The organism is Desulfosporosinus sp. FKA (assembly GCF_002196785.1).
Lineage (GTDB): Bacteria > Bacillota > Desulfitobacteriia > Desulfitobacteriales > Desulfitobacteriaceae > Desulfosporosinus > Desulfosporosinus acididurans.
Genome location: NZ_NAHZ01000028.1, coordinates 163,375 through 187,904, shown reverse-complemented (window position 1 = coordinate 187,904; position 24,530 = coordinate 163,375). Strand labels below are relative to the sequence as shown.

28 protein-coding genes are annotated in these 24,530 nt (G+C 46.1%); all 28 read left to right on the top strand.

Annotation, left to right across the window (positions count from 1 at the left end):
* Positions 1 to 106 precede the first annotated feature (106 nt).
* The 28 genes from B5771_RS11415 (at position 107) to B5771_RS11290 (ending at position 24,442) form a co-directional block, all read left to right on the top strand.
* The gene (locus tag B5771_RS11415; protein WP_088187612.1) at positions 107 to 1,303 is read left to right on the top strand and encodes an acetate kinase; all 1,197 of its coding nucleotides are present in this window, start codon (positions 107 to 109) and stop codon (positions 1,301 to 1,303) included.
* A gap of 73 nt (positions 1,304 to 1,376) precedes the next feature.
* Positions 1,377 to 1,886: a DUF177 domain-containing protein gene (locus B5771_RS11410; protein WP_088187611.1), complete on the top strand. Its 510-nt coding sequence runs from the start codon at positions 1,377 to 1,379 to the stop codon at positions 1,884 to 1,886.
* A gap of 32 nt (positions 1,887 to 1,918) precedes the next feature.
* Positions 1,919 to 2,098, top strand: coding sequence for a 50S ribosomal protein L32 (gene rpmF, locus B5771_RS11405; protein ID WP_014828530.1), 180 nt, complete (start codon positions 1,919 to 1,921; stop codon positions 2,096 to 2,098).
* A 198-nt stretch (positions 2,099 to 2,296) separates the two neighbouring features.
* Complete coding sequence (gene fapR / locus B5771_RS11400) at positions 2,297 to 2,881, top strand: transcription factor FapR (RefSeq protein WP_088187610.1); 585 nt, start codon at positions 2,297 to 2,299, stop codon at positions 2,879 to 2,881.
* Positions 2,882 to 3,865, top strand: coding sequence for a phosphate acyltransferase PlsX (plsX, locus tag B5771_RS11395; protein WP_088187609.1), 984 nt, complete (start codon positions 2,882 to 2,884; stop codon positions 3,863 to 3,865).
* A gap of 35 nt (positions 3,866 to 3,900) precedes the next feature.
* On the top strand, positions 3,901 to 4,905 hold the full coding sequence (locus B5771_RS11390; RefSeq protein WP_088187608.1) for a beta-ketoacyl-ACP synthase III: 1,005 nt from the start codon (positions 3,901 to 3,903) through the stop codon (positions 4,903 to 4,905).
* Complete coding sequence (gene fabK, locus B5771_RS11385) at positions 4,898 to 5,854, top strand: enoyl-[acyl-carrier-protein] reductase FabK (protein WP_088187607.1); 957 nt, start codon at positions 4,898 to 4,900, stop codon at positions 5,852 to 5,854. The genes B5771_RS11390 and fabK overlap by 8 nt, the downstream gene beginning before the upstream one ends.
* 2 nt (positions 5,855 to 5,856) lie before the next feature.
* Positions 5,857 to 6,792, top strand: a complete 936-nt coding sequence (gene fabD, locus B5771_RS11380) for an ACP S-malonyltransferase (protein ID WP_088187606.1) — start codon at positions 5,857 to 5,859, stop codon at positions 6,790 to 6,792.
* Between the two features lies 1 nt (position 6,793).
* A complete protein-coding gene (gene fabG / locus B5771_RS11375; RefSeq protein WP_088187605.1) occupies positions 6,794 to 7,537 on the top strand; it encodes a 3-oxoacyl-[acyl-carrier-protein] reductase in 744 nt (247 codons plus the stop codon).
* Between the two features lie 46 nt (positions 7,538 to 7,583).
* A complete protein-coding gene (gene acpP / locus B5771_RS11370; protein WP_014828523.1) occupies positions 7,584 to 7,811 on the top strand; it encodes an acyl carrier protein in 228 nt (75 codons plus the stop codon).
* A 148-nt stretch (positions 7,812 to 7,959) separates the two neighbouring features.
* The gene (locus tag B5771_RS11365; RefSeq protein ID WP_088187604.1) at positions 7,960 to 8,904 is read left to right on the top strand and encodes a nitronate monooxygenase; all 945 of its coding nucleotides are present in this window, start codon (positions 7,960 to 7,962) and stop codon (positions 8,902 to 8,904) included.
* A gap of 12 nt (positions 8,905 to 8,916) precedes the next feature.
* Entirely contained in the window at positions 8,917 to 10,158 is a 1,242-nt protein-coding gene (gene fabF / locus B5771_RS11360; protein ID WP_088187603.1) for a beta-ketoacyl-ACP synthase II, read from the top strand.
* Positions 10,159 to 10,180: 22 nt separating this feature from the next.
* Positions 10,181 to 10,969: a ribonuclease III gene (gene rnc / locus B5771_RS11355; RefSeq protein ID WP_088187602.1), complete on the top strand. Its 789-nt coding sequence runs from the start codon at positions 10,181 to 10,183 to the stop codon at positions 10,967 to 10,969.
* Complete coding sequence (gene smc / locus B5771_RS11350; protein WP_088187601.1) at positions 10,959 to 14,537, top strand: chromosome segregation protein SMC; 3,579 nt, start codon at positions 10,959 to 10,961, stop codon at positions 14,535 to 14,537. The genes rnc and smc overlap by 11 nt, the downstream gene beginning before the upstream one ends.
* Positions 14,530 to 14,760, top strand: coding sequence for a hypothetical protein (locus tag B5771_RS23855; protein WP_172408251.1), 231 nt, complete (start codon positions 14,530 to 14,532; stop codon positions 14,758 to 14,760). Before smc ends, B5771_RS23855 begins: the two co-directional genes overlap by 8 nt.
* Before the next feature lie 177 nt (positions 14,761 to 14,937).
* Positions 14,938 to 15,150 carry a hypothetical protein gene (locus B5771_RS11345; protein WP_088187600.1) on the top strand — a complete coding sequence of 71 codons (213 nt, stop codon included), beginning with the start codon at positions 14,938 to 14,940 and terminating at the stop codon, positions 15,148 to 15,150.
* A 403-nt stretch (positions 15,151 to 15,553) separates the two neighbouring features.
* Complete coding sequence (gene ftsY, locus B5771_RS11340; RefSeq protein WP_088187599.1) at positions 15,554 to 16,480, top strand: signal recognition particle-docking protein FtsY; 927 nt, start codon at positions 15,554 to 15,556, stop codon at positions 16,478 to 16,480.
* A 1-nt stretch (position 16,481) separates the two neighbouring features.
* Positions 16,482 to 17,267: an S-methyl-5'-thioadenosine phosphorylase gene (gene mtnP, locus B5771_RS11335; protein WP_088187598.1), complete on the top strand. Its 786-nt coding sequence runs from the start codon at positions 16,482 to 16,484 to the stop codon at positions 17,265 to 17,267.
* Between the two features lie 16 nt (positions 17,268 to 17,283).
* Positions 17,284 to 18,321: an S-methyl-5-thioribose-1-phosphate isomerase gene (gene mtnA / locus B5771_RS11330; protein WP_088187597.1), complete on the top strand. Its 1,038-nt coding sequence runs from the start codon at positions 17,284 to 17,286 to the stop codon at positions 18,319 to 18,321.
* A 32-nt stretch (positions 18,322 to 18,353) separates the two neighbouring features.
* Complete coding sequence (locus B5771_RS11325) at positions 18,354 to 19,655, top strand: amidohydrolase (RefSeq protein WP_088187596.1); 1,302 nt, start codon at positions 18,354 to 18,356, stop codon at positions 19,653 to 19,655.
* Between the two features lie 74 nt (positions 19,656 to 19,729).
* On the top strand, positions 19,730 to 20,086 hold the full coding sequence (locus B5771_RS11320; RefSeq protein ID WP_088187595.1) for a putative DNA-binding protein: 357 nt from the start codon (positions 19,730 to 19,732) through the stop codon (positions 20,084 to 20,086).
* 60 nt (positions 20,087 to 20,146) lie between these two features.
* On the top strand, positions 20,147 to 21,502 hold the full coding sequence (gene ffh / locus B5771_RS11315; RefSeq protein ID WP_047811133.1) for a signal recognition particle protein: 1,356 nt from the start codon (positions 20,147 to 20,149) through the stop codon (positions 21,500 to 21,502).
* 6 nt (positions 21,503 to 21,508) lie between these two features.
* The gene (locus B5771_RS23850; protein ID WP_140417724.1) at positions 21,509 to 21,718 is read left to right on the top strand and encodes a hypothetical protein; all 210 of its coding nucleotides are present in this window, start codon (positions 21,509 to 21,511) and stop codon (positions 21,716 to 21,718) included.
* A 140-nt stretch (positions 21,719 to 21,858) separates the two neighbouring features.
* Positions 21,859 to 22,125 (top strand): 30S ribosomal protein S16, encoded by a 267-nt coding sequence (gene rpsP / locus B5771_RS11310; RefSeq protein ID WP_047811134.1) that lies wholly within the window; start codon positions 21,859 to 21,861, stop codon positions 22,123 to 22,125.
* A gap of 24 nt (positions 22,126 to 22,149) precedes the next feature.
* Positions 22,150 to 22,380, top strand: a complete 231-nt coding sequence (locus B5771_RS11305) for a KH domain-containing protein (RefSeq protein WP_047811135.1) — start codon at positions 22,150 to 22,152, stop codon at positions 22,378 to 22,380.
* Positions 22,381 to 22,446: 66 nt separating this feature from the next.
* Positions 22,447 to 22,947, top strand: a complete 501-nt coding sequence (rimM, locus tag B5771_RS11300) for a ribosome maturation factor RimM (RefSeq protein ID WP_047811136.1) — start codon at positions 22,447 to 22,449, stop codon at positions 22,945 to 22,947.
* 3 nt (positions 22,948 to 22,950) lie between these two features.
* Positions 22,951 to 23,766 carry a tRNA (guanosine(37)-N1)-methyltransferase TrmD gene (trmD, locus tag B5771_RS11295; RefSeq protein WP_088187594.1) on the top strand — a complete coding sequence of 272 codons (816 nt, stop codon included), beginning with the start codon at positions 22,951 to 22,953 and terminating at the stop codon, positions 23,764 to 23,766.
* Positions 23,767 to 23,884: 118 nt separating this feature from the next.
* Positions 23,885 to 24,442 (top strand): RNA methyltransferase, encoded by a 558-nt coding sequence (locus B5771_RS11290; RefSeq protein ID WP_047811138.1) that lies wholly within the window; start codon positions 23,885 to 23,887, stop codon positions 24,440 to 24,442.
* Positions 24,443 to 24,530: the final 88 nt, after the last annotated feature.

The following is a 24,530-nucleotide window of genomic DNA, read 5'->3' as shown; positions in this document are numbered from 1 at the left end:
AATATGGAGTGTTGAAATTAGAAAAAATAAAAAACTTTTCGGAAAGACTAAGGTTATCTAAAACAGAAATCGAAGTGAGACCGGAAAAAAACGAAGGGGATTAGAAATGAAAATTCTCGTAATAAACTGTGGAAGTTCTTCATTGAAGTATCAGGCTATTGATATGAATACTAATAACCCGGTTGCTAAGGGTTTAGTGGAGCGTATTGGCCTTCAAGGGTCAGTTCTCACTCATACTACTGCTTCGGGTAAAAAAGAAGTTAAGAAAACGAGCATACCGAATCATTCCGTGGCCATAGAACTTGTGCTTAAAGAACTGGTATCTCCAGAATACGGCGCCCTCAAAGATTTAAGTGAAATTACGGCAGTAGGCCATCGGGTTGTTCATGGTGGAGAAAAATTCTCGAAGTCTGTAGTTATTGATGATACAGTAATGAAAGCACTTGATGAATGTATAGAACTCGCTCCTTTACACAATCCGCCCAATATTGCTGGAATTAAAGCTTGTCAGTCTATCATGCCAGGCGTTCCTCAAGTTGCAGTTTTTGATACCGCTTTCCATCAATCTATGAAGCCGGATAGTTATATTTATGGATTGCCTTATGAGCTTTATCAGAAATATGGCATTCGCAAATACGGTTTTCATGGAACTTCCCATAAATATGTCAGTCAACGGGCTGCCGTTCTGCTCCAAAAGCCCCTTAAGGACTTAAAATTAATTAGCTGTCACTTAGGAAATGGCGCTTCTATCTCCGCCATCAAGGGCGGAAAGTCTATGGAAACGTCTATGGGCTTTACTCCTTTAGACGGCCTGCTCATGGGTACCCGTTCCGGGGCTCTGGATCCGGCGATTGTAACCTATATTATGAACAAAGAAAACTTTAATGTTGACCAAATGAATGAATTCTTGAATACCAAATGTGGTGCTTTAGGAGTTTCAGGAGTAAGCAGTGACTTTAGAGATATTGAAGTTGCAGCAGCACAGGGCAATTTCCGTGCTCAGCTGGCCTTAGATATTTTTGCTCATGATGTTCGGGAGTATATTGGAGCCTATGCCGCTGAATTAGGCGGTCTTGATGCCATTATCTTTACAGCAGGAGTTGGAGAAAATTCGGCGAGCACACGTGCGTCTATCTGCGCTAACATGGAGTTCTTTGGGATCGAACTTGATTTAGAGAAAAATAAAGTTCGGGGTGAAGAAGTCGACGTTTCTAAACCGAATGCCAGGTGCCGAGTTCTGGTGATTCCGACCAATGAAGAATTGATGATTGCTCTCGAGGCTCAAGAATTGACAGCAAAATAGGATGTAAAGAGTTTTCCTTGACAAAGAAAAATGTGCCAACTATAATGTAGTATGTGTATTGGGGTGAATTAAAGTGAAAGTGAATGTTGCCCAGGTTCGTCACAGATCTGGAGAAAGTATCTATTTTGATTTAACGGAAGATTTTTCACCGTTTGAATTGGGAACAGAAACATTCTCGTTTTCAGCGCCTGTACACGTACAACTTCAGGTAATCAACACAAATAAAGCAGTGCTGGTTAAGGGGACAATTGAGACGGAACTTAAAGTGGTGTGTGGAAGATGTTTAGAACCTTTTGATTATCCTCTTAATTTACCTTACCAGGATGAATGGGTTTTTCCTGCGCAAGCTACGGAAGAATTGCTGGAATCAGCACTTCTTTTAGAAAAGGATGACGTTGATATTACGCAACGTATTTCTGAACAAATTGTGTTAGCTTTGCCTATGAAGTTTATCTGTTCAGAGGATTGTCGAGGCTTGTGTTTAACCTGTGGTGTAAATCTCAACCAAACCACGTGTTCGTGTAAAGAGGACGTCGTTGATCCTCGACTTGCAGCATTGGCCAAATGGCAAGCTAATGACTAATCGATTTACGAGTATCTAAAGGGGGTGTAATCATGGGTGTTCCGCAACATCGCCAATCAAAATCAAGAGTACGTAAACGCCGGGCTATGTGGAAAATCACTGCACCAAACCACATTGAATGCCCCCAATGCCATAAACCGAAATTGCCGCATTATATTTGCCCAAACTGTGGGTATTATAATTCCAAGGTTGTAATTTCAAAGGAAGCTTAAGGTTTAGCAGCAAACAAAGAATTCTATGATTAGAGTTCTTTGTTTTTTTCTGCATATTTTTCGACAGGGTAATTTCTTGTAATGAAGATAGATATGGTTTATAATTGTGACCAGGTCACAATTGCGAAATGAGATTTTAGCTGAACGCGTTCACTGGTTAAGATGATCGGGAATATAAAGTAAGATTTGGTGATAGCAGTGGTTCGATATGGTAAGGATGAACGTCGCAAAATTCTTGAAGCAGAGTTAAGCAAACATCCTTTTTTTACGGATGAAGAACTTGCTCTGCGCTTTAGAGTGAGTGTTTCAACGATTCGTTTAGATCGCGGAGTCCTGGGAATTCCTGAACTGAGAGAACGGACCAGGGCAGTCGCCCAGGAAGCATATTCAACGTTAAAATCCTTAGATGATCAAGAAGTCATAGGAGAGCTTCAGGAATTAATTATCGGGGAAAGGGCCCGTTCCACGATGATAATCGAGGAAACCATGGTTTTGGCGAAAGCAAGAGTTGCACGGGGACATTATCTCTTTGCTCAGGCTAATTCTTTAGCGATTGCTTTAGTGGATGCTCCGATGGCTTTAACCGGCAGTGTAGAGCTTAAGTACATTCGTCCGGTCCAGTTAGGGGAAGTTGTTGTAGCAGAAGGCAAGGTTACCAAACGAAAAGGGGACAAATATTGGGTAGATGTCCTTTTGCAAGCTAATACAGAGGCTGTACTTCGCGGACATTGGGTTCTATTTGCCAAGGAGCGAGGGGAAGTACGTGAAACGGAGATGGAGTAGATGAAAATTGCCGTAGATGCTATGGGAGGAGACTATGCTCCCGAAGAGATTGTGAAAGGGGCCTTGAGGGCAGCAGAAGCAAACTCTGAATTACATCTGCTGCTGGTTGGACAAAAAGAACGGATCCAACCCTTCTTGTCTGGTTCATGTCCGGATAACCTTTCATTGGTTGAGGCGTCAGAAGTGGTGGAAATGGGTGAACATCCGGCAAATGCTGTGCGCAAGAAGAAGGATTCGTCGATTGTGGTGGCTACCCGCTTAGTAAAGCAAGGTGATGCTGACGCGCTGATCAGTGCCGGCAGCACAGGCGCACAAATGGCAGCCTCTTTGCTGGGCTTAGGGCGCATCAAGGGTATTGAACGTCCTGCAATTGCGACAGTGCTGCCAACAGCACAAGGGGGGAAATTAGTTCTCGATGTGGGAGCTAACTTGGACGCTTCCCCGGAACAACTTTGCCAGTATGGGCTTATGGGGAGTGTTTATGCTGAAAAAATCTTAGGAATTCCTAAGCCGCGGGTCGCGCTGTTAAATATCGGCAGTGAGGAAGGCAAGGGAAATGATTTAACCCAAAAAGCTTATGGACTCCTGAAAAATGCTCCCCTAAATTTCTCGGGTAATATTGAAGGTCGGGATGTGCCTTTCGGCCGGGCCGATGTGGTTGTTTGTGAAGGTTTTGTAGGCAATGTGCTGTTGAAAACGGCAGAGGGTCTGGCAGGGGCCTTATTTGAGCAGATTAAGGAAAAGATTACCTCTACTGCGCTGCGCAAGTTAGGAGCTTTAGCGGTTAAACCGGGCTTAAAGGAGATCGCCCAAATGATGGATTATGCTGAATATGGTGGTGCTCCTCTGTTAGGGGTCAATGGAATCAGCATTATCTGTCATGGAAGCTCGAAAAGCAAGGCGATATTCAATGCAGTCCGTGTTGCTCGGGAATGTGTGCAGATACAGCTCCTGGAACAAATAAAAAGTAATTTGCCAAAGTAACGTGTTTCAAATAATGAATAGAGAGGACTGCGGCTATGAAAAGTGTTGGAATTGTCGGGACAGGGTCCTTTGTTCCGGAAAAGGTTTTAACGAATGCTGATATGGAGAAACTTGTAGAGACAAATGATGAATGGATCGTCACACGAACGGGGATCCGTGAAAGGCATATTGCGGCTAAAGATACGCCGGTGTCAGAGTTATGCTATCAAGCAGGGTTAAAAGCGTTAGAAGATGCCAAGATAAGCCCGGAAGAGGTTGACCTTGTGATTGTGGCAACCGTTACGGGAGACTATGCTTTTCCTTCAACTTCATGTCTAGTCGCTGATCGCTTAGGTGCTAAAAATGCCGCGGCTTTTGATGTGCAGGCAGGATGTACAGGCTTTATTTACGGAGTAACGACGGCCAGTCAATTCATTGCCGCCGGTATGTATAAAACCGTTCTTGTCATTGGCGGGGAAACATTAAGTAAAATCCTGAATTGGACCGATCGCAGCACCTGCGTTCTTTTTGGTGACGGTGCAGGAGCAGCCGTATTACAGCCTGTGGAGGAAGGCTATGGCTTTCTGAGTTTTGAATTGGGCTCTGATGGTTCAGGAGGCAAGCTGTTAACCCAGACTGCCGGCGGGTCAATGCATCCGGCTAGTAAGGAAACTGTTGAGAAAAATTTACACACGCTTCAGATGGAGGGCAAGGAAGTTTATAAATTTGCCGTGCGGATCATGGGTGATGTTTCAGTAAGTGTTCTAGAAAAGGCAGGTTTAGCCAAAGAAGATGTGGATTTGCTTGTGCCCCATCAAGCAAATATTCGAATTGTCGATGCATCTGTCAAACGTTTGGGTATTTCACCGGAAAAAGTGGTTGTTAATCTGGACAAGTATGGTAATATGTCGGCGGCTTCCATTCCCGTGGCCCTTGATGAAGCGGTAAAAGCGGGTCGTCTCCATGAAGGGGATGTGATTGTCATGGTTGGATTTGGAGCTGGATTGACTTGGGGGGCCTGTGTCCTGAAATGGATGAAAGTGGGAAAAAAGCATGATTAAAACAAGAATCTGTGAGCTAATAGGCATAGAATACCCCATTTTTCAAGGGGGAATGGCTTGGGTTGCAACGGGGGAGTTAGCGGCAGCAGTTTCGGAAGCAGGCGGCCTTGGGATCATTGGCTCGGGTCAGGCGCCGGCGGATTGGCTGCGCGTGGAGATCAGCAAAGTCAAGAGAATTACGACAAAACCTTTTGGCGTTAATGTCATGCTAATGTCACCGTTTGTAGATGAAGTCATGCAGGTGATTCTCGAAGAGCGTGTTCCCGTCATCACGACCGGAGCAGGTAATCCTGGAAAATATGTTCCTGAACTCAAAGAAGTTGGCACGAAGGTGATCCCAGTCGTTGCTTCGGTAGCCTTAGCCAAACGTTTGGAAAAGGTCGGAGTTGACGCACTTATTGCCGAAGGCATGGAGTCCGGTGGACATATTGGGGAAATTGGAACCTTTCCTTTGATTCCGCAAATTGTGGATGTGGTAGATATACCAGTCATAGCGGCAGGCGGGATTTTAGACGGACGGGGACTCGTCGCGGCCATGGCTCTCGGCGCAGAAGGGGTACAAATGGGGACTCGCTTTATGTGTGCTCAAGAGTGTACGATCTCTCCTCTTGTAAAAGAAAAAATTATAAAAGCTAAGGATCGTTCGACAGTTGTGACCGGGAGGTCAACGGGACACCCGGTGCGCTGCTTAGATAATCGGTTTACACGAGAATTTGAACAGTATGAGAAAGAAGGCATGGCAGGGGCTGAGCTCGAAAAGCTTGGTCAGGGAAAACTCCGCCTGGCAATGGTTGAAGGAGACGTTGAGAACGGTTCAATCATGGCTGGGCAGATTGCCGGAGCGGTAAAGCAAATTGAACCCGCTGCCATGATTGTTCAAGATATCATGCAATCAGCAGAAAAAGAATATTCACGTCTAACGACTTTGCTTGGAAAGAAGGGAGACTGAGGTTGAATAAACTAGCAGTTGTCTTCCCGGGCCAGGGCTCTCAATATGTTGGCATGGGAAAGGAATTGTTGCAAACAGCAAGCGGGAAAGGGGCTTACGAGACAGCCCGGGAGGTCCTGGGAACATCGTTCTTAGAACTTTTGGAAAAGGGCCCTGAAGAAGAGCTTCAGCAAACGGCAAACACTCAGCCGGCAATTCTTCTTGTGAGTATTGCTGCTTGGCTTCAGCTTCAAGAGGCTGGTATTAAGCCTGATTATGTGGCAGGGCATAGCCTGGGTGAATATTCAGCTCATGTCGCTGCAGGCAGTCTAACTTTGGCAGAGGCCCTAAACGTTGTGAGACGGCGGGGAGAACTGATGCAGAAGGCTGTTCCTGCAGGAGGCGGGATGGCTGCTATTTTGGGGTTGGCGGCAGAAAAGGTGGAAGAAGCTTGTCAACGAGGAGCGGAGCTGGGTGTTGTTGCTCCGGCGAATTTCAATTGTCCTGGGCAAGTGGTGATTTCCGGAGAGCTGCCGGCGGTGACCCGGGCCATGGAGATTGCCAAGGAACTGGGAGCTAAAAGAGCTGTACCTCTTGCCGTGAGCGGACCCTTTCACTCGAGGTTAATGAGGAAGGCAGGAGAAGAACTTCTTTCAGTTTTAGAACAGGTTCATTGGGCCACTCCAAGCTGTCCGATTATTGCTAATATTGATGCCGGAGAGGTCGCTTCTGCAGAGCGTACTGTGCAATCCTTGGTTGACCAGGTCAGCGGACCCGTGAGATGGGAACAGTCTGTGCGCTATCTTGTTGATTCAGGTGTTGACACATTTATTGAGTGTGGTCCCGGCAAGGTTTTAACCGGGCTGATCAAGAAAATTGCCCCGGGGGTCAACCTTCTCCGCGTTGAGGATAAGGAGAGCTTAGAAAAGTCACTTGCATATTTGAAGGAGAGTCGTTAAAATGGTGCTGAATGAAAGCGTAGCTATCGTTACTGGGGGCGGTCGGGGAATTGGACGCGCCATCGCCCTTGAATTGGCCGCTGCGGGCGTCAAGGTTGTTGTCAATTATGCGGGCCGTTCTGATAAGGCGGAGGAGACCGTTTCCTTAATCCGCCAGGCAGGAGGAGAAAGCATAGCTGTTCAGGCAGACGTCAGCCAAGCAGCTGAAGTGGATCACTTAATTCAAATGGCTCTCGAGCATTTTGGAAAAATTGACATTCTTGTCAATAATGCAGGGATTACTCGGGATGGTTTGCTGCTGCGTATGAAAGAAGCGGATTGGGATGCAGTCTTGGCAACGAATCTCAAGGGGGTTTTTTTATGTACGAAGGCCGTCAGCAAAGGGATGCTCAAACAACGGTCGGGGGTCATTGTGAATATTTCTTCAGTAGTCGGTTTATCCGGTAATGCCAGTCAGGCTAATTATGCAGCTGCAAAGGCCGGAATCATTGGTTTGTCTAAGGCCACGGCTAAAGAGTTTGCTACCCGGGGAATAAGGGTCAATGTTGTTGCGCCGGGGTATATTAGTACGGATATGACGGAAACATTACCTGAAGGGGTGCAACATGACATTTTGCAAAAAATACCTTTGGGTCATATCGGTAAGCCGGAAGATGTTGCCAAAGTTGTCCGATTCTTAGCATCACCGGAATCGGCTTACATAACAGGTCAAGTCTTATGTGTTGACGGTGGTATGGAAATGTAATTGTAAATGAGTGATGTTTATCAGCGAGAGGAGGTGAAGAAACACCATGGGAGTTTTCGAACAAGTTAAAGCCATCGTCGTCGAGCAGCTTGGGGTCGACGAAGCAACGGTTACCCAGGAGACCTCCTTTGAAGAGCTGAATGCAGATTCTTTGGATATCGTTGAATTGATTATGGCTCTGGAAGAGGCCTTCGATATGGATATTCCGGATGAAGAAGCTGAAAAAATCCGGACAGTCGGGGATGCAGTCAATTACATCAAGGAAAACAAATAATCACAAAAGTCCCGTACACAGTTGCGGGGCTTTCTGTTAAAGAGTTTGCTTTTCTCTGAAATATTAATACTTCAGAGAAAATTTAAATAAATTAGGTTTTACAATAATTATTAAGTATGGGGTATAACTCTGACGGGAGGAAACATTAGTGAAAATACCCGAACTTCATATTGCAGATTTGGTAGCCAAAATTCCCATCATCCAGGGAGGGATGGCTGTTCGAATATCAATGGCTCCCCTGGCAGCCGCAGTGGCTGAAGAAGGCGGAATTGGCCTGATTGCGGGCAGTGGCTTGTCTGTAGAAGAATTGATTGCAGAAATTCGTGAAGCTCGTCGGCGAACAAAAGGGATTATTGGAGTTAATATTATGTTTGCGGTTCGAGAATTTGCCCAGTTGGTGCACGCTGCTTTTGAAGAGAAAATAGACCTTTTGGTCTCTGGAGCAGGATTCTCAAGAGATATGTTTTCCTGGGGGAAGGAAAAGGGTATCCCCGTAGTACCGATTGTTTCGACAGCTAAACTTGCTAAGTTATCCGAAAAGCTGGGTGCCGCTGCTGTTATCGTGGAAGGAACAGAAGCGGGCGGTCATCTCGGCACAGATCGTTCTATCCATGACATCCTGCCGGAAGTTATTGCGGCGGTAAATATCCCGGTAATAGGTGCCGGAGGAGTCACTGACGGCCAAGGTGTGGCAGAAATGCTGAAATCCGGCGCGGATGGCGTGCAGATGGGAACCCGTTTCGCAGTCAGCGAAGAGAGCAGCGCTGCTGAAGAATGGAAAAACGAAATGATTAAGGCTAAGGAAGAGGACATTGTTATTATTCATAGTCCAGTGGGTTTGCCGGGAAGGGGAATAAGAAATCCTTTTACAAAGGCCCTGGAGGCTCATGACGATGTCAAGTCTAAGGGATGCGCCATGTGTCTTAAACATTGCGAGGGTAACTTTTGTATCATGCACCGCCTGATCAGGGCTCAAGAGGGCGATGTTCATGACGGCTTAATTTTTTCCGGTGCCAAGGTTCATAAAATCAATGAGGTCAAATCGGTTCATGAAATTTTTGAGGATATAAAAGAAGGAATAGAAAAGGCTTAAGGAGGAAGAGATTTGAAGCATCGTGCGGTAATCACAGGGATGGGTGTCATCTCTCCTGTTGGCAATCAACTTGAGGAATTTTGGAATAACTTGATTGGAGGCAAGTCAGGAATCGGGTTATTAACTCGTTTTGATACGTCGAACTTATCGACGAAGGTTGCGGGAGAAGTTAAGAATTTTGAACCCACGGAGTGGATCGATAAGAAAGAAAGCCGGCATATGGACCGCTTTGCCCAATTTGCTATTGCGGCTGCCAAACTTGCTGTACAAGATTCCGGTCTTGATTTTGAGAACGTTAATAAAGAACGGGCTGGTGCCGTGATGGGATGCGGGATCGGCGGAGTCATTACCTTTGAAGAACAGAAAGAGGTGTTGATGAACCGGGGCAGCAACCGAATTAGTCCTTTTTTTGTTCCCATGTTGATTGGCAATATGGCCGCTGGGCATTTGTCGATTGAATTTGGCTTAAAAGGTTCCAGCATGACGATTGTGACGGCTTGTGCTTCATCAACAAATGCGGTGGGAGAGGCCCTGCGCTTAATTCAGCGCGGAGATGCCGATGTTATCTTATGTGGAGGGACAGAAGCTCCCTTAACGGCTCTGGCCTATGCCGGATTTTGTTCCATGAAAGCAATGTCAACAGAAAAGGAAAACCCTGAGCAGGCCTGTCGTCCTTTTGATAAGCGGCGCAGCGGTTTTGTCATGGGTGAGGGAGCAGGGGTTTTGGTTTTAGAATCCTTAGAGCATGCCAAGGCTCGCGGCGCCCGGATTTATGCTGAACTTGCAGGTTATGGCAGCACGTCTGATGCCTATCATATTACAACACCCGTTCCCGGCGGTGCCGGCGCGGCTCGGGCAATGCAGATGGCGATTGATGATGCAGGCCTGAACGTTAACGAGGTGGATTATATTAACGCTCATGGGACCGGAACGGGGCCCAATGATTCAACTGAAACGGCGGCAATCAAAACGGTCTTTGGAGATGCTGCTTCAAAATTAGCAATTAGTTCGACGAAGTCCATGACAGGACATTTAATGGGAGCCGCCGGAGCTATCGAAGCGATTATTTGTACTTTAGCTATTGAGCGCGGTGTAATTCCGCCTACGGCGAATTATGGAGAGCCAGACCCGGAATGTGATTTGGATTATGTTCCTAATCAAGCACGGTATCAGGAGGTGAAGGTATCAATGTCCAATTCTTTAGGGTTTGGGGGACATAATGCCACCATTATCTTGAAGAAATTTTCCGAATAACAGGGTAAGGAGATCTTGAGAAATGGGACAAAAGAACCACAGCTCGATGCCTGTCTCTGCAAAGTCAGATGGGAAATCGGGACGGAAACGTTATGGATTTATCTCCAGCAAACAGGACCTGGGACTTAATTTGGCAAAGCGATTGGGATTGGATGCTCCTCCCAATCGACTCTTTATTACTGCTTTGACTCATCCTTCCTATGTCTTTGAAAATCCCCAGTCGGGCAGAGAAAATAACCAGCGCCTGGAGTTTTTAGGAGATGCAATTTTGGATTTTGTCGTTGCTGAGTATCTGTATCTTAATTATCCTGATCGTCCGGAAGGAGAACTCACTAAAATGAGGGCTGCTGTTGTCAATGAAACAACTTTAGCCCGTAAGGCCCATGAGATTAGTTTGGGGCAGGAACTCTTACTTGGCAAAGGAGAACAAGTCTCAGGCGGGCGAGAAAGGCCTTCAATTTTAGCTGATGCCTGGGAGGCTGTTATCGGCGCGATATATTTGCAATATGGTTTTCAAGAGTCAAGGCGAGTTATTTTAGAAATGCTTAAACCCGCCATTGACGACGTTGCTCAAGGAAATTATGGCGACTATAAAACAATGCTGCAAGAGAAGGCCCAGCACCAAGAAATTGAAGTGAGTTATCAAATTTTGATTGAAGAAGGTCCTGATCATAATAAATCCTTTACAGCAGGGGTTTTTCTGCGAGGAAAGCTGATGGGTAAAGGAATCGGTCGGACAAAGAAGGAAGCAGAACAGCACGCTGCCCAGCAGGTCTTAGAGAACTGGGGGAAAGAAAGCGATGAGTCCTGAGAATTTCCCCGTATTCTTGAAGGAAATTCATATTCAAGGATTTAAATCGTTTGCTGATCGCGTTAAATTAGAGCTTGGTCATGGCCTTAGTGTTATCGTAGGGCCCAATGGAAGCGGTAAAAGTAATGTTGCGGATGCCGTGCGTTGGGTTTTGGGGGAGCAGAGTGCCAAGAGCCTGAGAGGCTCCAAAATGGAAGATGTGATTTTTGCCGGAAGCACGAAGCGCAAACCTGTAGGTATGGCCGAAGTTTCTCTGATTTTTGATAATGAAACAGGAATGTTTCCTTTGGACTTTCGCGAAGTTACCGTAACCCGTCGAGTTTATCGCGATGGCGAAGGACAATATTTGATTAACAAAGCGTCATGCCGCCTGAAGGATATTCAAGAGTTATTTATGGATACCGGGGCTGGCAAGGAAGGATTTTCGATCATTGGGCAGGGGCGGGTTGAGGAAATTTTAAATCTTAAGTCGGAAGAACGTCGATCATTGATTGAAGAAACGGCTGGGATTACAAAATACCGTTATCGGAAGCGCGAAGCTTTAAAACGCCTTGATGCTACAACCACTAATCTCCAACGTCTTGAGGATATAATCCAAGAGATTGAGGGACAATTGACTCCTCTGGCTGCCCAAGCCCAAGTGGCCGAAGAAAGCCTTTCCCTAATGGCTGAACAAAAATCCCTGGAAATTCAAGCTGTCGTTTTAGATGTTGCCGATGTCAAACAGAAGTTGGCGGCAGCAACGCAGGATTCTGATACAATGAAACACGGCTTAATAGAAGCTCAGACTCTTTTAAGTCAAATAGAAAGCCAAGATCTGCAGCAAAAAATTAAGCTCAAAACGATGGATGAAGAAATTCAGGCCAAACAAGCAGAGGCTTTCCAGGCTGAACAGGCCTATAATTCTGTAAAACATGAGCAGAGTTTACGTTTGGAACGAGCAAATAATTTTAAGGAACAAATTGAACGTTTAGCCCAGGAGATGAACGAGGGTGAAGATAAACTTCGGCAATTAGAACAGCGTCAGCAAACCTTGACGGCAAAACAAGCAGTTCTAAGCTTAACGGTAGAGGAATCCCGTCAAAGGGTTGCTGAACATGAGTCTAAATTAGCAAATGCCCGGGACCATGAACTGAGAGAAGATATCGACCGCTTAAAAGCTGATCTCTTTGAAGCGATGACAGAACAAGCGAATTGTTCGAATGCTCTTACGGGTATGAGACATTCCCTAGCCTCACTGGAGCAGCAGCTTCTGCAACTACAACGTGAGCAAGCCCATAAGGAACAGGAACTCCGAAGCATGACGGAGGAAGCGGAAGCCCAAGAACAGGAACTTTTCCGTTTGCAGGAGCAAGCAGAAGCTTATCAGCGGGAAAAAGTCCAACTTCAGTCGGAGTTGGAAAAGCTAAAAGGATTACGCCAAGCTAAAACTAGCGAATTGCAGCATCAGCGCACAAGAATGGATCAAACTCGCGCTCGGTTACATGCCTTACAAAGTTTGGAGGATTCCCTGGAGGGATATCAACGCGGGGTCCGAGAGGTGATGCTTGCGAAGAAAAAAGGAATTCGCGAAGGTTCTGGGCTCTGCGGTACTGTGGCCGATTTGATTTCTGTGCAGGAGAACCATGAAGTCGCCATAGAAACAGCTCTCGGAGCGGGCCTGCAAAATGTCGTCGCTGAAAATGAACAAGCTGCTAAAACCGCGATAGGATATTTAAAAGCCCATCAGCTGGGAAGAGTTACCTTCTTGCCTTTGGATGTAATTCAAGGCAACAGGATGAGTGTCGCTAGAACTGTGGAAAATGATCCCGGATTTATTGGAATTGCCGTAGATTTGGTAGGATATGATCCCAAATACCAAAAGGCTATTGAATTTCTGTTGGGCCGTATCGTGGTTGTCACAGATATGGATGCTGCAACACGGATCGCACGAATGTCCGGGTATAAGCTGCGAATTGTTACTTTAGAAGGAGACCAAGTACACCCGGGAGGTTCCTTATCTGGCGGCAGCATTCATCGCAAAGGCGGAAATCTGCTGGGGCGTTCGCGTGAGATAGAAACACTGCGCTCTGAATTAAGTCAATTGGAAAAAAACTATAAGGAAAAAGAACAGGAATCTCTGAGGCTGGAAAGTCAAGAAAGAGAGCTTCAAGAAAATCTGGAAACCTTAATTCAGAAGCAGCGTTGGGAAAAAGAACGTCAGGTCATCCTTAAAACGGCCAATGACAATTCCTTAGGCCAGATACGGCGCATCGGTAACGATTTGAGTGGGTTAGATCAGCGTAAACAGGGAACCCTGCGGGAGATTGACGAAATAACTCTGAATTTGCAAAAGAGTACGGAGCAATTTGAAAAAGCAGAAAATAATTCCCGCAGGATACGCGCAGAATTTAATCAACGAGAACAAGAAGCACAAACAGCTGCCGACGAACTCAATCAAGGCAGGGAGCTGTTGACCCAGGAAAAGGTACGCTTAGCTAAGTGGGAGCAAGAACTGGCCCAGTGCTCAGAGCAAATTGGACAGGAAAAAGAAACTTACAGAGAAAGTGAACAAAGTCTTAAACAGAAAAAACATAACTTCTTTACCTTCCAGCATAACCTTGAGACGGTCGACAAAGAACAACTGGAATTGAACGAGAGTCTGGAAAGCCATGGCAAGGCTCAGGAGTCTTTGCAATACTCTCTGATGAAGCTAAGACAGGAGAAGGAAGACCTATTAGCTCGAGCCCAGGCACTAGAACAAGAAATGCATGCTCAAAGTCAAAAAGTCCACACAAATGAACAACGTTTACATGCCAATGACCTTCGGATTGTTCGCTGGGAGACAGAGTGCCAAACAGGGCTAACCCGTCTTGAAGAGGAGTTTTCCCTTCAATGGGAAGAAGCTGTGACTTATCTTACCCAAGAAGAGAGGACAGCTATTGGGAAAAGAGTTCAAGAATTAAAACGGCGCATTGAGGAACTTGGCCCGATTAATCAGGCGGCTATTGAAGAATTTCCTAAGCTGCGTGAACGAAAGGAATTTATGCTGGCTCAGCAAAAGGATTTAGTTGAAGCTGATCAGACACTGCGTCAATTAATTGATGAGCTTGATGAAACTATGAGTGTCCGCTTTTTAGAAAGTTTTAATGCCGTGAACTCGGCCTTTCAAGAAGTCTTTAAGGAGCTTTTCATTGGCGGCAATGCCGAACTGTCTTTAGTTGAACCTGATAAATTATTAGAAACGGGTGTGGAGATTATCGCCCAGCCGCCCGGTAAAAAACCTCAGCTGCTTTCGCTGCTTTCCGGGGGGGAACGGGCTTTAACAGCAATAGCTCTCCTTTTCGCCCTCTTGCGCGTAAAACCCAGTCCTTTTTGCATTTTAGATGAAATTGAAGCCTCTCTCGACGATGCTAATGTACAGAGGTTTGCCCAGTATCTTCATCGCTTATCTGACTCAACGCAATTTGTGGTTATTTCGCATAGAAAAGGGACTATGGAATCGGCGGACATTTTGTATGGGATTACTATGGAGGAGAGCGGGGTTTCTAAGCTGCTTTCGGTACGGTTGAATGAGAGACTTGCATGATACGTCGCTCGGTCATACGTTCGCAGAGCAAACTACCGTTCAAGCTTTTGCTTTGGGGAGCGGGGTTCATCCTCCGGCGATAGTATTTTTTGAAGAATCCGCCTCCGGCGATAATCTCCACTGGAGATTATCGTGCCATAAGCGCCATCCATGGCGCTATGGCGGCGGTGCACATCCCTGTGCACCGCCCCGTGTCTGGGGTCGCTTTCACGGAGTTTGCTAATCTGCTCACGTAAAGACCTCACTCCCGTATCATGCTGCGTCTCAAACTTGGGTCGGGGGAGGGAAAAAGCGGAATCTCGGGCGAATCGGGGATATAATTTTTTTGTTTGGGCCAAATAAGGAAGGATTTAACGAATCAGTCCTTGTCTGTGGATCGGCTTAGGAGACGGAGTTTTGGGTGACGGCACATAAATGTGCGCCGTCTGTTTTTGGGTGGATCGGGAGATGGCTCTTTTGTTTGGGCCAAATAAAGAAGGAATTAACGAAACAGTCCTTGTCCGGGTTCGGCTTAGGAATCGAAATGGAGACGGAACTTTGGGTGACGTCACAAAAATGTGCACCGTCTGTTGCGGGTGGATCGGGAGACGGCTCTTTTGTTTGGGTCAAATAAGGAAAATTTAATGAATCAGCCCTTGTTTGGAGTCGACTTAGGAAACGAAAACGGTAACGGGATTTGGGTGACGGCACAAAAATGTGCGCCGTCTGTTTTGGAACGGACTAGGGGACAGTGAGTAGACAAGGTAAGGAGAGAGAGAGTCTCCTGCCCGAATATAATGGAGTTTTTTGAGTTATATTATAGGGATTGGTTTGGCAACAAAAAAACCGACCCCTTTTTGACTTGCTATTTTGGTTATATAAAGATATGGTATATATGGTAAACAATTCTTAAGTATTTTGTTTTTGGCATGAGTTGAGCAAAAACGACATACAAAATGAATGATACCATCTATGTCTGATTTCGGTCTGTGAATTGTGATTTCGAATCACGATATGGGAGGGTGGCATAGTATAGTATGGCAGGTTTTTTTTCGCAGCTGAAGGCTGGTCTAACGAAAACACGTCAAAATTTCGTGGAAAAAGTTGAGCAAATTTTTACCGGTTATAAAAAAATTGATGAAGAGTTATTTGAGGAATTGGAAGAGGTATTGATTCGTTCAGATGTTGGGGTTAATACCTCCATGGAGCTGGTTGAACGTCTGCGTAAAGAGGTGAAACAGCGGAAGATTTCTGATCCTCAAGAGTTGACTAAGGTTCTTCAAGAGTTGATTGTGGAATTGTTAGGTGAGGAGGAAACGATTGCTTTTGCGGCGCGGGGGCCGAGTATTATTCTGGTCGTTGGAGTTAATGGAGTTGGTAAGACGACGACGATCGGGAAGCTTGCTAATCGTTTTAAAAAGGATGGAAAACGTGTTGTTCTGGCTGCCGGGGATACGTTTCGGGCAGCGGCTATTGATCAATTGGAGGTTTGGGGAGAACGTTCGGGAGTTGAGGTGATTAAGCAGCGTGAAGGTGCTGATCCGGCTGCGGTTGCATATGATGCGGTGCAGGCAGCAAAGTCGCGCGATTTAGATGTTGTTCTTGTGGATACCGCGGGACGTCTTCATAATAAAGTGAATTTAATGGAAGAATTGCGGAAGGTTAAGCGGGTGATCGAGCGGGAAATCCCTGGTGCGCCTCAGGAAGTTCTTCTCGTGTTAGATGCGACAACTGGCCAAAACGCCTTGCAGCAGGCAAAATTATTCCAAGAGGTTGCCGGGGTTACGGGAATTGTTTTAACAAAACTCGATGGAACGGCAAAAGGCGGCGTTGTTCTGGGAATTCAGGGGGAAACGCGAATTCCTGTGAAATGGATTGGAATCGGTGAGGGTATGGAAGATTTGCGTCCCTTTGTGCCCAAAGACTTTGCTGAGGCTCTTTTCGGCAATTCTGAGGAGGGATAATTTGCGTCAGTTTGCCTTAATTGGCGGTACAGGTGTTGAAAATTTCACCTTAACGGATCAATGTTTGCTTACGGTAGAGACACCTTATGGGACAGTTCGCCCAACGGTTGGGAAGATTGCGGGCCGTGAAATTGTTTTTTTAAGCCGTCATGGCCATGGACATGCTGCCCCTCCTCACTTGGTGAATTATAGGGCCAATATTTGGGCTCTGCATTCTTTGGGAGTGCGCAAGATTTTAGCGACAGCAGCAGTCGGTTCTTTATCCCGAAATTACCGTTTGGGTGAATTAGTTCTTTTAAGTCAGTTTTTAGATTTTACTAAGAGTCGTCCTCAAACATTTTTTGCAGGCGAAGATCAGGGAGTCCTCCATGTGGATATGACTGAACCTTATTGTCCTTCTCTGAAGAAGGCTGTTTTGGATGTGTCCGAAAAAATTGGGATTGTAGTTAAGGATGGGGCATGTTATGTTTGTACAGAAGGGCCGAGATTTGAGACGCCTGCGGAAATACGGATGTTTCAGCAGCTCGGTGCGGATGTGGTTGGCATGACAAGTGTCCCGGAAGTAGTTTTGGCGCGGGAACTCGGGATGTGTTATGCTTCTGTCGGAATGGTAACTAATGAAGCTGCTGGGATTGCGGATCATCGCTTAAGTCATGCTGAAGTAACGGAGAGTTTGAAGAACTTAGGTATGAAGGCCGCGGAACTCCTTCAGGGAACCTTTGAGGTTTTGTCTCCTGAACAGAGTTGTTGGTGTCCTTCTGCGAATCAAGAAGTTGGTAAGTTTTAGAAAGGGCGGTGGGATGATGAAATCAATCGAATGGCTGGGAAATATTTTAAGAATATTAGATCAGACCAAGTTACCTAGAGAAACGGCCTACCGAGATGCTAAATCCTATGAGGAAGTTGCCGAAGCTATTGAAAAAATGGAAGTTCGCGGAGCTCCTGCTATTGGGGCTGCAGTGGCCTATGGCTATGTGCTCGGTGCCCTCGAATATAATGGTCCCAGACAAGGCTTGACAGACTTTATGGAAACAGTTCAGGGGCGTTTAGCCCAGACGCGTCCAACAGCAGTGAATTTGTTTTGGGCCTTGCGCCGCATGGAAGATCGTTTGCGTGATTGCTGGGAAATTGAGGATTTGGACGGAGTGCGGAAGGCACTTATCGAGGAAGCTGACCGTATTGCTGAAGACGATCGGCGTATGAATCGATTGATTGGAGAACTTGGGAATGAGGTTGTTCCGGAGAAAGGTAATATCCTTACACACTGCAATGCCGGAGCTTTAGCGACTGTGGAGTATGGAACGGCGTTAAGTGTTATTCGTGCTGCCTATTCATCCGGTAAATCAATTCACGTGTATGCGGATGAAACAAGGCCTTTGTTACAGGGGGCAAGACTAACTGCTTTAGAGCTTATGAATGACAAAATCCCTGTGACATTAATAGCTGATAATATGGCGGGCTCACTCATGCAGCAAGGCAAAGTCGACTTAGTCATTGTGGGGGCAGATCGTATCGCTGCCAATGGAGATACAGCCAATAAAATAGGAACGTATTCCTTAGCGGTTTTGGCTCAGGCCCATGAAGTTCCCTTTTATGTGGCGGCTCCAACCTCAACTATTGATTTAAAAGTTGCCACAGGGCAAGAGATTCCTATTGAAGAAAGACCGGCTAAAGAAATGAGAGAATGTTTTGGCGTGCCTATGGCTCCTGAAGATGTTAACGTTTACAATCCGGCTTTTGATGTTACTCCGGCGAAATATATTACGGGAATCATCACGGAGAAAGGAATTGTCACGGCACCATATTCAGTCAACCTTCTTAAGTTAATGGTGCGTTCTTAAGGTGATAGGCACAATGTAGGGAGTGATAGAGCTTGTCGAAACTATTAATTCGGGCTATGGTTCTGCCTATGACCGGCCCCGAAGTTTTTTATTCCCGCGGAGAAATTGGCATTGATGGCGATCGGATAGTATCAGTTGGGGAAGAAGGTTCTGCACCTGAGAACTTTGTCCCTGATCGAGTCCTTAATTTGCCTAATGATGTTGTCATGCCGGGTTTAATTAATACTCATACCCATGCGGCAATGACCTTGCTAAGGAGTTATGCCGATGATCTTCCTCTTATGCCTTGGTTAAATGAAAAGGTTTGGCCTTTTGAGGACAAGATGACCGAGGAGGATATTTATTGGGGAACGACCTTAGCACTTTGCGAAATGATCCGTTCAGGAACAACTACGATGCTCGATATGTATGCCTCAATGGATCAAGTCGCCGAAGCCGTCTTGCAGGCAGGTACTCGTGCTGTTCTTTCTCGTGGACTTATAGGGAATGGCCCGAATGGTGAGCGCGCCCTGCAAGAAGGCATTGATCTTGTCAGACGTTATCAAGGTGCCGGTCAAGGACGGCTTAAGGTCATGTTTGGCCCTCATGCTCCTTATACTTGCTCCGGAGAATATCTTCAGAAAGTAAAAGTCCATGCGGATCGTTTAGGTGTGGGCATTCATATTCATGTGGCAGAAACTCTCGATGAAATTAAAATGATTCATGATCAATATGGGAAGACTCCTGTGGAATGGTTAGAAGAGTTAGGCATGTTTGGCGGTCATGTAGTGGCAGCTCACTGTGTTCATCTAACCGGGAAAGATATGGAGATTTTAGCACGCAATAAGGTTTGTGTAGCTCATAATCCGGAAAGCAACATGAAATTAAACAGCGGAACTGCCCCTATTACAGAACTTCGTACTCAGGGAATTGTTGTAAGTTTAGGTACCGATGGAGCCTCTAGTAATAATAATCTTGATCTTTTTGGGGAGATGCGTTCGGCGGCTTTTCAGCAAAAACTTCGGGTGAATTCTACAGCCCTCCCTGCTTATGAGGTGCTTGAGATGGCTACAGTCAACGGTGCTCAAAGTTTAGGTCTTGAAGACGTAGGAATGTTGGCCCCAGGGTTTAAGGCAGATCTTATTACAGTTGATCTGGATCAGCCCCATTTTTATCCGCGGTTTTCTATTCCGGCTCATCTAGCCTATGTGGCCCATGCGGGAGATGTACGCACGATGATGGTCGATGGCAAGATACTGATGGAAGATCGAAAAATCCTGACTCTTGATGTTCACAAAGTATGTCAGGAAGCGGAAATCCGGGCTAAGAGGATTGCTGGTGCATTGAGTAGGTAATAGGTTCTTGACAAATCGCTGCTTTTAGTCTAATATTCGAATGTAAAGTAAAATTGCTTTACAGGGGGATTGATATGGAGAAACTTGCCTTAATGGCTCTTTTCGCAGATTTTTATGGTCCGCTGCTCACAGAAAAGCAGCGAAACGTTTGGGATCTGCATTACCAACAGGATCTTTCACTTGCGGAAATAGCTGAGTTGGAACATATCAGTCGCCAAGCGATTCATGACTTGCTTAAGCGAACAGAGAGAATCCTTGAAGAATATGAACATAAGCTAGGACTTGTCCAAAGATTTTGGCAGGAAAGGGAGAAGCTTGCGGAAGTGCAGACTTTGATGCAGGGGCTGAGCGAGCGAGATTTTTCCAGTCCTGAGGCTTGGGAACGTCACTGCCAAATTGGCGTTAAGATAGAGGATATAGTTGATATTTGAGAGTAAGTTGCTCCAGAACTAAGGTTTACGAGGCGACGACACAGGAGGTGTCCCAAAGATATGTTTCAAGGACTAAGCGATAAACTCCAAGAAACATTTAAGCGACTTAAGGGAAAAGGCATCTTAAAAGAAGCTGATGTTACCGAAGCCATGAGAGAAGTGCGTATTGCTTTGCTCGAGGCAGATGTTAACTTTAAAGTAGTTAAAGACTTCGTCGCTAAAGTTAAGGAACGCTGCATTGGGCAAGACGTTTTGGAATCCCTTTCTCCGGCGCAACAAGTGATCAAAATTGTCCATGAGGAAATGATTGACCTGATGGGGGGAGCAACGGGAAAAATCCTGATCGCTCCAAAACCGCCTACTGTGATTTTGCTGTTGGGATTGCAAGGCGCAGGGAAAACAACCCATGCCGCCAAACTTGCCAACATGCTTAAGAAACAGGGGAAACATCCTTTGCTGGTAGCTTGTGATATTTATCGCCCTGCAGCCATTAAGCAATTGCAGGTCTTGGGAGAACAACTGAATGTGCCTGTGTTTTCTATGGGGCAGGAACCTCCGGCGGATATTGCGGTTGCCAGTATAAACCATGCTAATCAAAATGGCCATGATGTTGTGATTATTGATACAGCGGGCCGCTTACACATCAATGAAGAATTGATGGATGAACTCCGGGCGATTAAAACTGCTGTTAGACCTCATGAAATCCTGTTGGTAGTAGATGCTATGACTGGACAGGATGCTGTCAATGTGGCGGAGTCTTTTCACAAGGAAATCGGTCTTGACGGTGTCATTCTGACAAAACTAGACGGAGACACGCGAGGCGGGGCAGCACTATCCATTAAGGCAGTTACTGGCTGCACGATTAAGTTCGCCGGGACCGGTGAAAAAATGGATGCCATAGAACCTTTCCATCCAGACCGCATGGCATCTCGGATTTTGGGGATGGGGGATGTTCTGACTCTCATTGAGAAAGCTCAGGAGTCCTTTGATCAGAAAAAAGCCAAAGAGATGGAACAAAAGCTGCGTAAGCAAGAATTCACACTTGATGATTTTCTCGATCAAATGCAGCAGATGAAAAAGATGGGACCTTTGTCGTCTCTTTTGGAAATGATTCCCGGTGTTGGAAAACAATTAAAAGATGTAAAAATTGATGAAAAAGACACTGCTCATATTGAAGCGATTATTCGCTCTATGACTCTTGAAGAACGCAGAAAGCCCGCCCTTATTAAAGATTCTCGGAAAAAGCGGATTGCTAAAGGAAGCGGAACAAGCGTTCAGGAGGTTGGGCGGCTATTAAAGCAATTTGAACAGATGCAAAAAATGATGAAGCAATTGACGAGTTCCGGCGGTATGGGAATGTTCGGAATGGGTAAGAAGGGCAAGAAGGGTAAGAAAGCTGCGTTTAAGGGCTTCTGAGGACTTGTGGCACAGAGCGCTCGGTCATACGACGCAGAGCAAACTACCGTTCAAGCTCTTGTCTTTGGGGAGCGGGGTTCCCGCCATAAGCGCCGTCCATGGCGCTATGGCGGCGGTGCACATCCCTGTGCACCGCCCCGGTTTGGGGTCGCTTTCACGGAGTTTGCTGATCTGCTTACGTATAAGACGTCGCGCTCTTGTGACACTGCGTCCTGAGCTCGGGACGGGGAACGACGGGAGATAGCGCGGGTGACGGCACATAAATGTGCACCGTCTGTTGTGAAGAGCTGGAAGAGTTTGTTGAGTCGAGGACTACGGTCCTATAAATTTGGGTATTCTGTAAAGGAGGTGAAAAGATGGCTACGAAAATTCGTTTGTGCCGTATTGGCGCGAAGAAGAAACCTTTCTATCGTATGGTAATTGCCGAGTCTTCAGCTCCGCGTGATGGACGCTTTATTGAGCAAATCGGTTATTATGATCCGACAAAGAGCCCTGTTGTTATAAACATCGACGAGGAAAAGGCTTTAAAATGGCTTTCTACGGGAGCTCAGCCTTCAAATACTGCTAAGTCTTTGTTAAGTCAAGCGGGTATCTTAACAAAATTCCACGAGTCCAAGAACTAGAGTAGTGTGTGGGGGGTGGTTCCTGTGAAGGAACTTGTTGAAATCCTCGCGAAAGCCTTGGTCGATCATCCCGACCAGGTTCTTGTTGCACAGTCTGAGACAGACAAGAGCGTGCATTTGCAGCTTACTGTCGCTCCTGAAGACATGGGGAAGGTTATCGGTAAACAGGGAAAGATCGCGAACGCTATTCGTACGCTGGTCAAAGCCGCTGCCGTTAAAGATGGTCGCCGAGTTCATATGGACATTGATCAATGATGTTAAGAAGGGCTTAGGGCCCTTCTTAATGTTTTAGGATATAAATTGAAAGAAAGGGCCTGAAAAATGGAAGAAGTGCTGATTGGTGAAGTTTTACGTCCTCACGGTGTGAGCGGGATGTTAAAAGTCTATCCTATTACCAGTGACCCGGAGCGGTTTTCTCGGCTGCGGGAAGTTATCCTTGGTAAGGGCAGGACAAATCAACGCTTTAAAGTTATTTCTGCCGTTGTACAGCCGGATCATGTCCTGCTCTCGGTTGAAGGTATTGAGAGTATTGAACAGGCGGAAGCATTTCGTGGCTGGGAGGTCCGGATTGATCGTTCGGAGGTTCCTCCTCTTCAGGAAGGTTGGTATTATTTTGAGCTTGAGGGGATGAAGGTTTATGATGGGGAGACCTTTTTGGGAGTTCTGACCCAGGTCTTGGAAACGGGTGCTAATGATGTTTATATTGTCAAAGGGACTCGCGGAGAAATTTGTGTTCCTGCCCTTAAAAGCGTTGTCAAACATGTGGATGTTAAAGGACGACGGATGGATGTTGAGCTTCCCCCAGGGTTGTTGGAGGACTAGCAGATGCCGATTAAAATGATTGTCTTGACCCTGTTCCCGGAGATGTTTGCGCCTGTGCATGAAAGCATTCTCAAACGTGCCCAGGCGGCAGGATATTTAGAATTTGAGTTCATAGATTTTCGCAAGTATTCAGTCAGCAAACATAAAAATGTTGATGATATTCCATATGGCGGCGGGGTTGGAATGGTTTTGAAGCCGGAGCCTATTTTTGCAGCCGTGCGGGATTTGCCTCAAGCTCAAGGCAGGAGGCGGACAATCCTGATGTCTCCGCAGGGGCAGGTTTTTCGCCAGGATACAGCTCAACGCTGGTCCGAGTATGAAGAGTTGGTGTTTATTTGCGGGCACTATGAAGGCTTTGATGAACGGATTCGTGAGTTGGCAGATGAAGAGGCTTCGCTGGGTGATTATGTTCTGACGGGGGGAGAGCTGGCGGCAATGGTTATGATGGACGCTGTAGCCCGGTTAGTTCCCGGTGTATTAGGGCAGGAAACCTCTGCTGAGGAAGAATCCCATAGTAAACTGCTTTTGGAATATCCGCAATATACCAGGCCTGCAGATTTTGAGGGGAGAATCGTCCCCGAAGTCCTGCTTTCCGGGCATCATGCTAACATTAAGCGGTGGCGCAGAAAAGAATCCCTGCGACGAACCTTTTTGCGGCGTCCGGATTTGTTTAAACATTTAAGTTTCGAACCTGAGGATTATTCCATTTTGGAAGAACTTCTTCTTGAACATCCAGAAATGGCCGTATGGCGTGAAACGTGGGAATTCCTCTGTCCTCCGCCGAAAAAACGTCGGCGGCGTTTAAAATTACTTGAGTAATCTACATGGCTGGAAAGGCCATAGATCTTCAGGCAGCAGGGCAGGGGACGTCTAAAGACGAGATAATATATAGGATTCAGTAATTATAAAGTTCGTATAGAGATCAGGAGGAAATATCGTGGCGGATATCTACCTAGCTTTAATCCATGCACCGGTTTACAATAAAAACATGGAAACGGTTGCAACCTCAATCACGAATTTAGATTTACATGATATTGCTCGCAGTTCAACGACTTATGGGATTAAACGCTACTATGTTGTACATCCAGCTGAAGCTCAGCGTCAGTTGGCTAAACGAATTATGGGTTTTTGGCAGGATGGGTATGGTGCAGAATATAATCCGGATCGCCAAGAGGCCTTTTCTAAGGTGAAGATCGCTGCGGATTTAGCCGAAGTTTATGCTGAGATCACAGCTGAGCAAGGAGTGGCTCCCTTGAGAGTGGCTACGGATGCTCGGAAATACGCGAATACAGTTTCCTACGCGCAATTGCGCAAGGATATTGACACTACGGAAACGCCTATTCTGCTTTTATTTGGCACGGGCTGGGGACTGTTAAAAGAGGACATGGAATCTATGGATCAAATCCTTGAACCAGTTTATGGTCCTACAGATTATAATCATTTATCCGTAAGATCGGCAGTAGCCATTATTCTAGATCGTTTAAGGGGACACTGATAAGTATTAAGAAAAGACCGAATTATTATATTTTGTAAATGGAAGTTGCATAACTAATCAGGTTATGATAATATAAATTGGTCTAAAA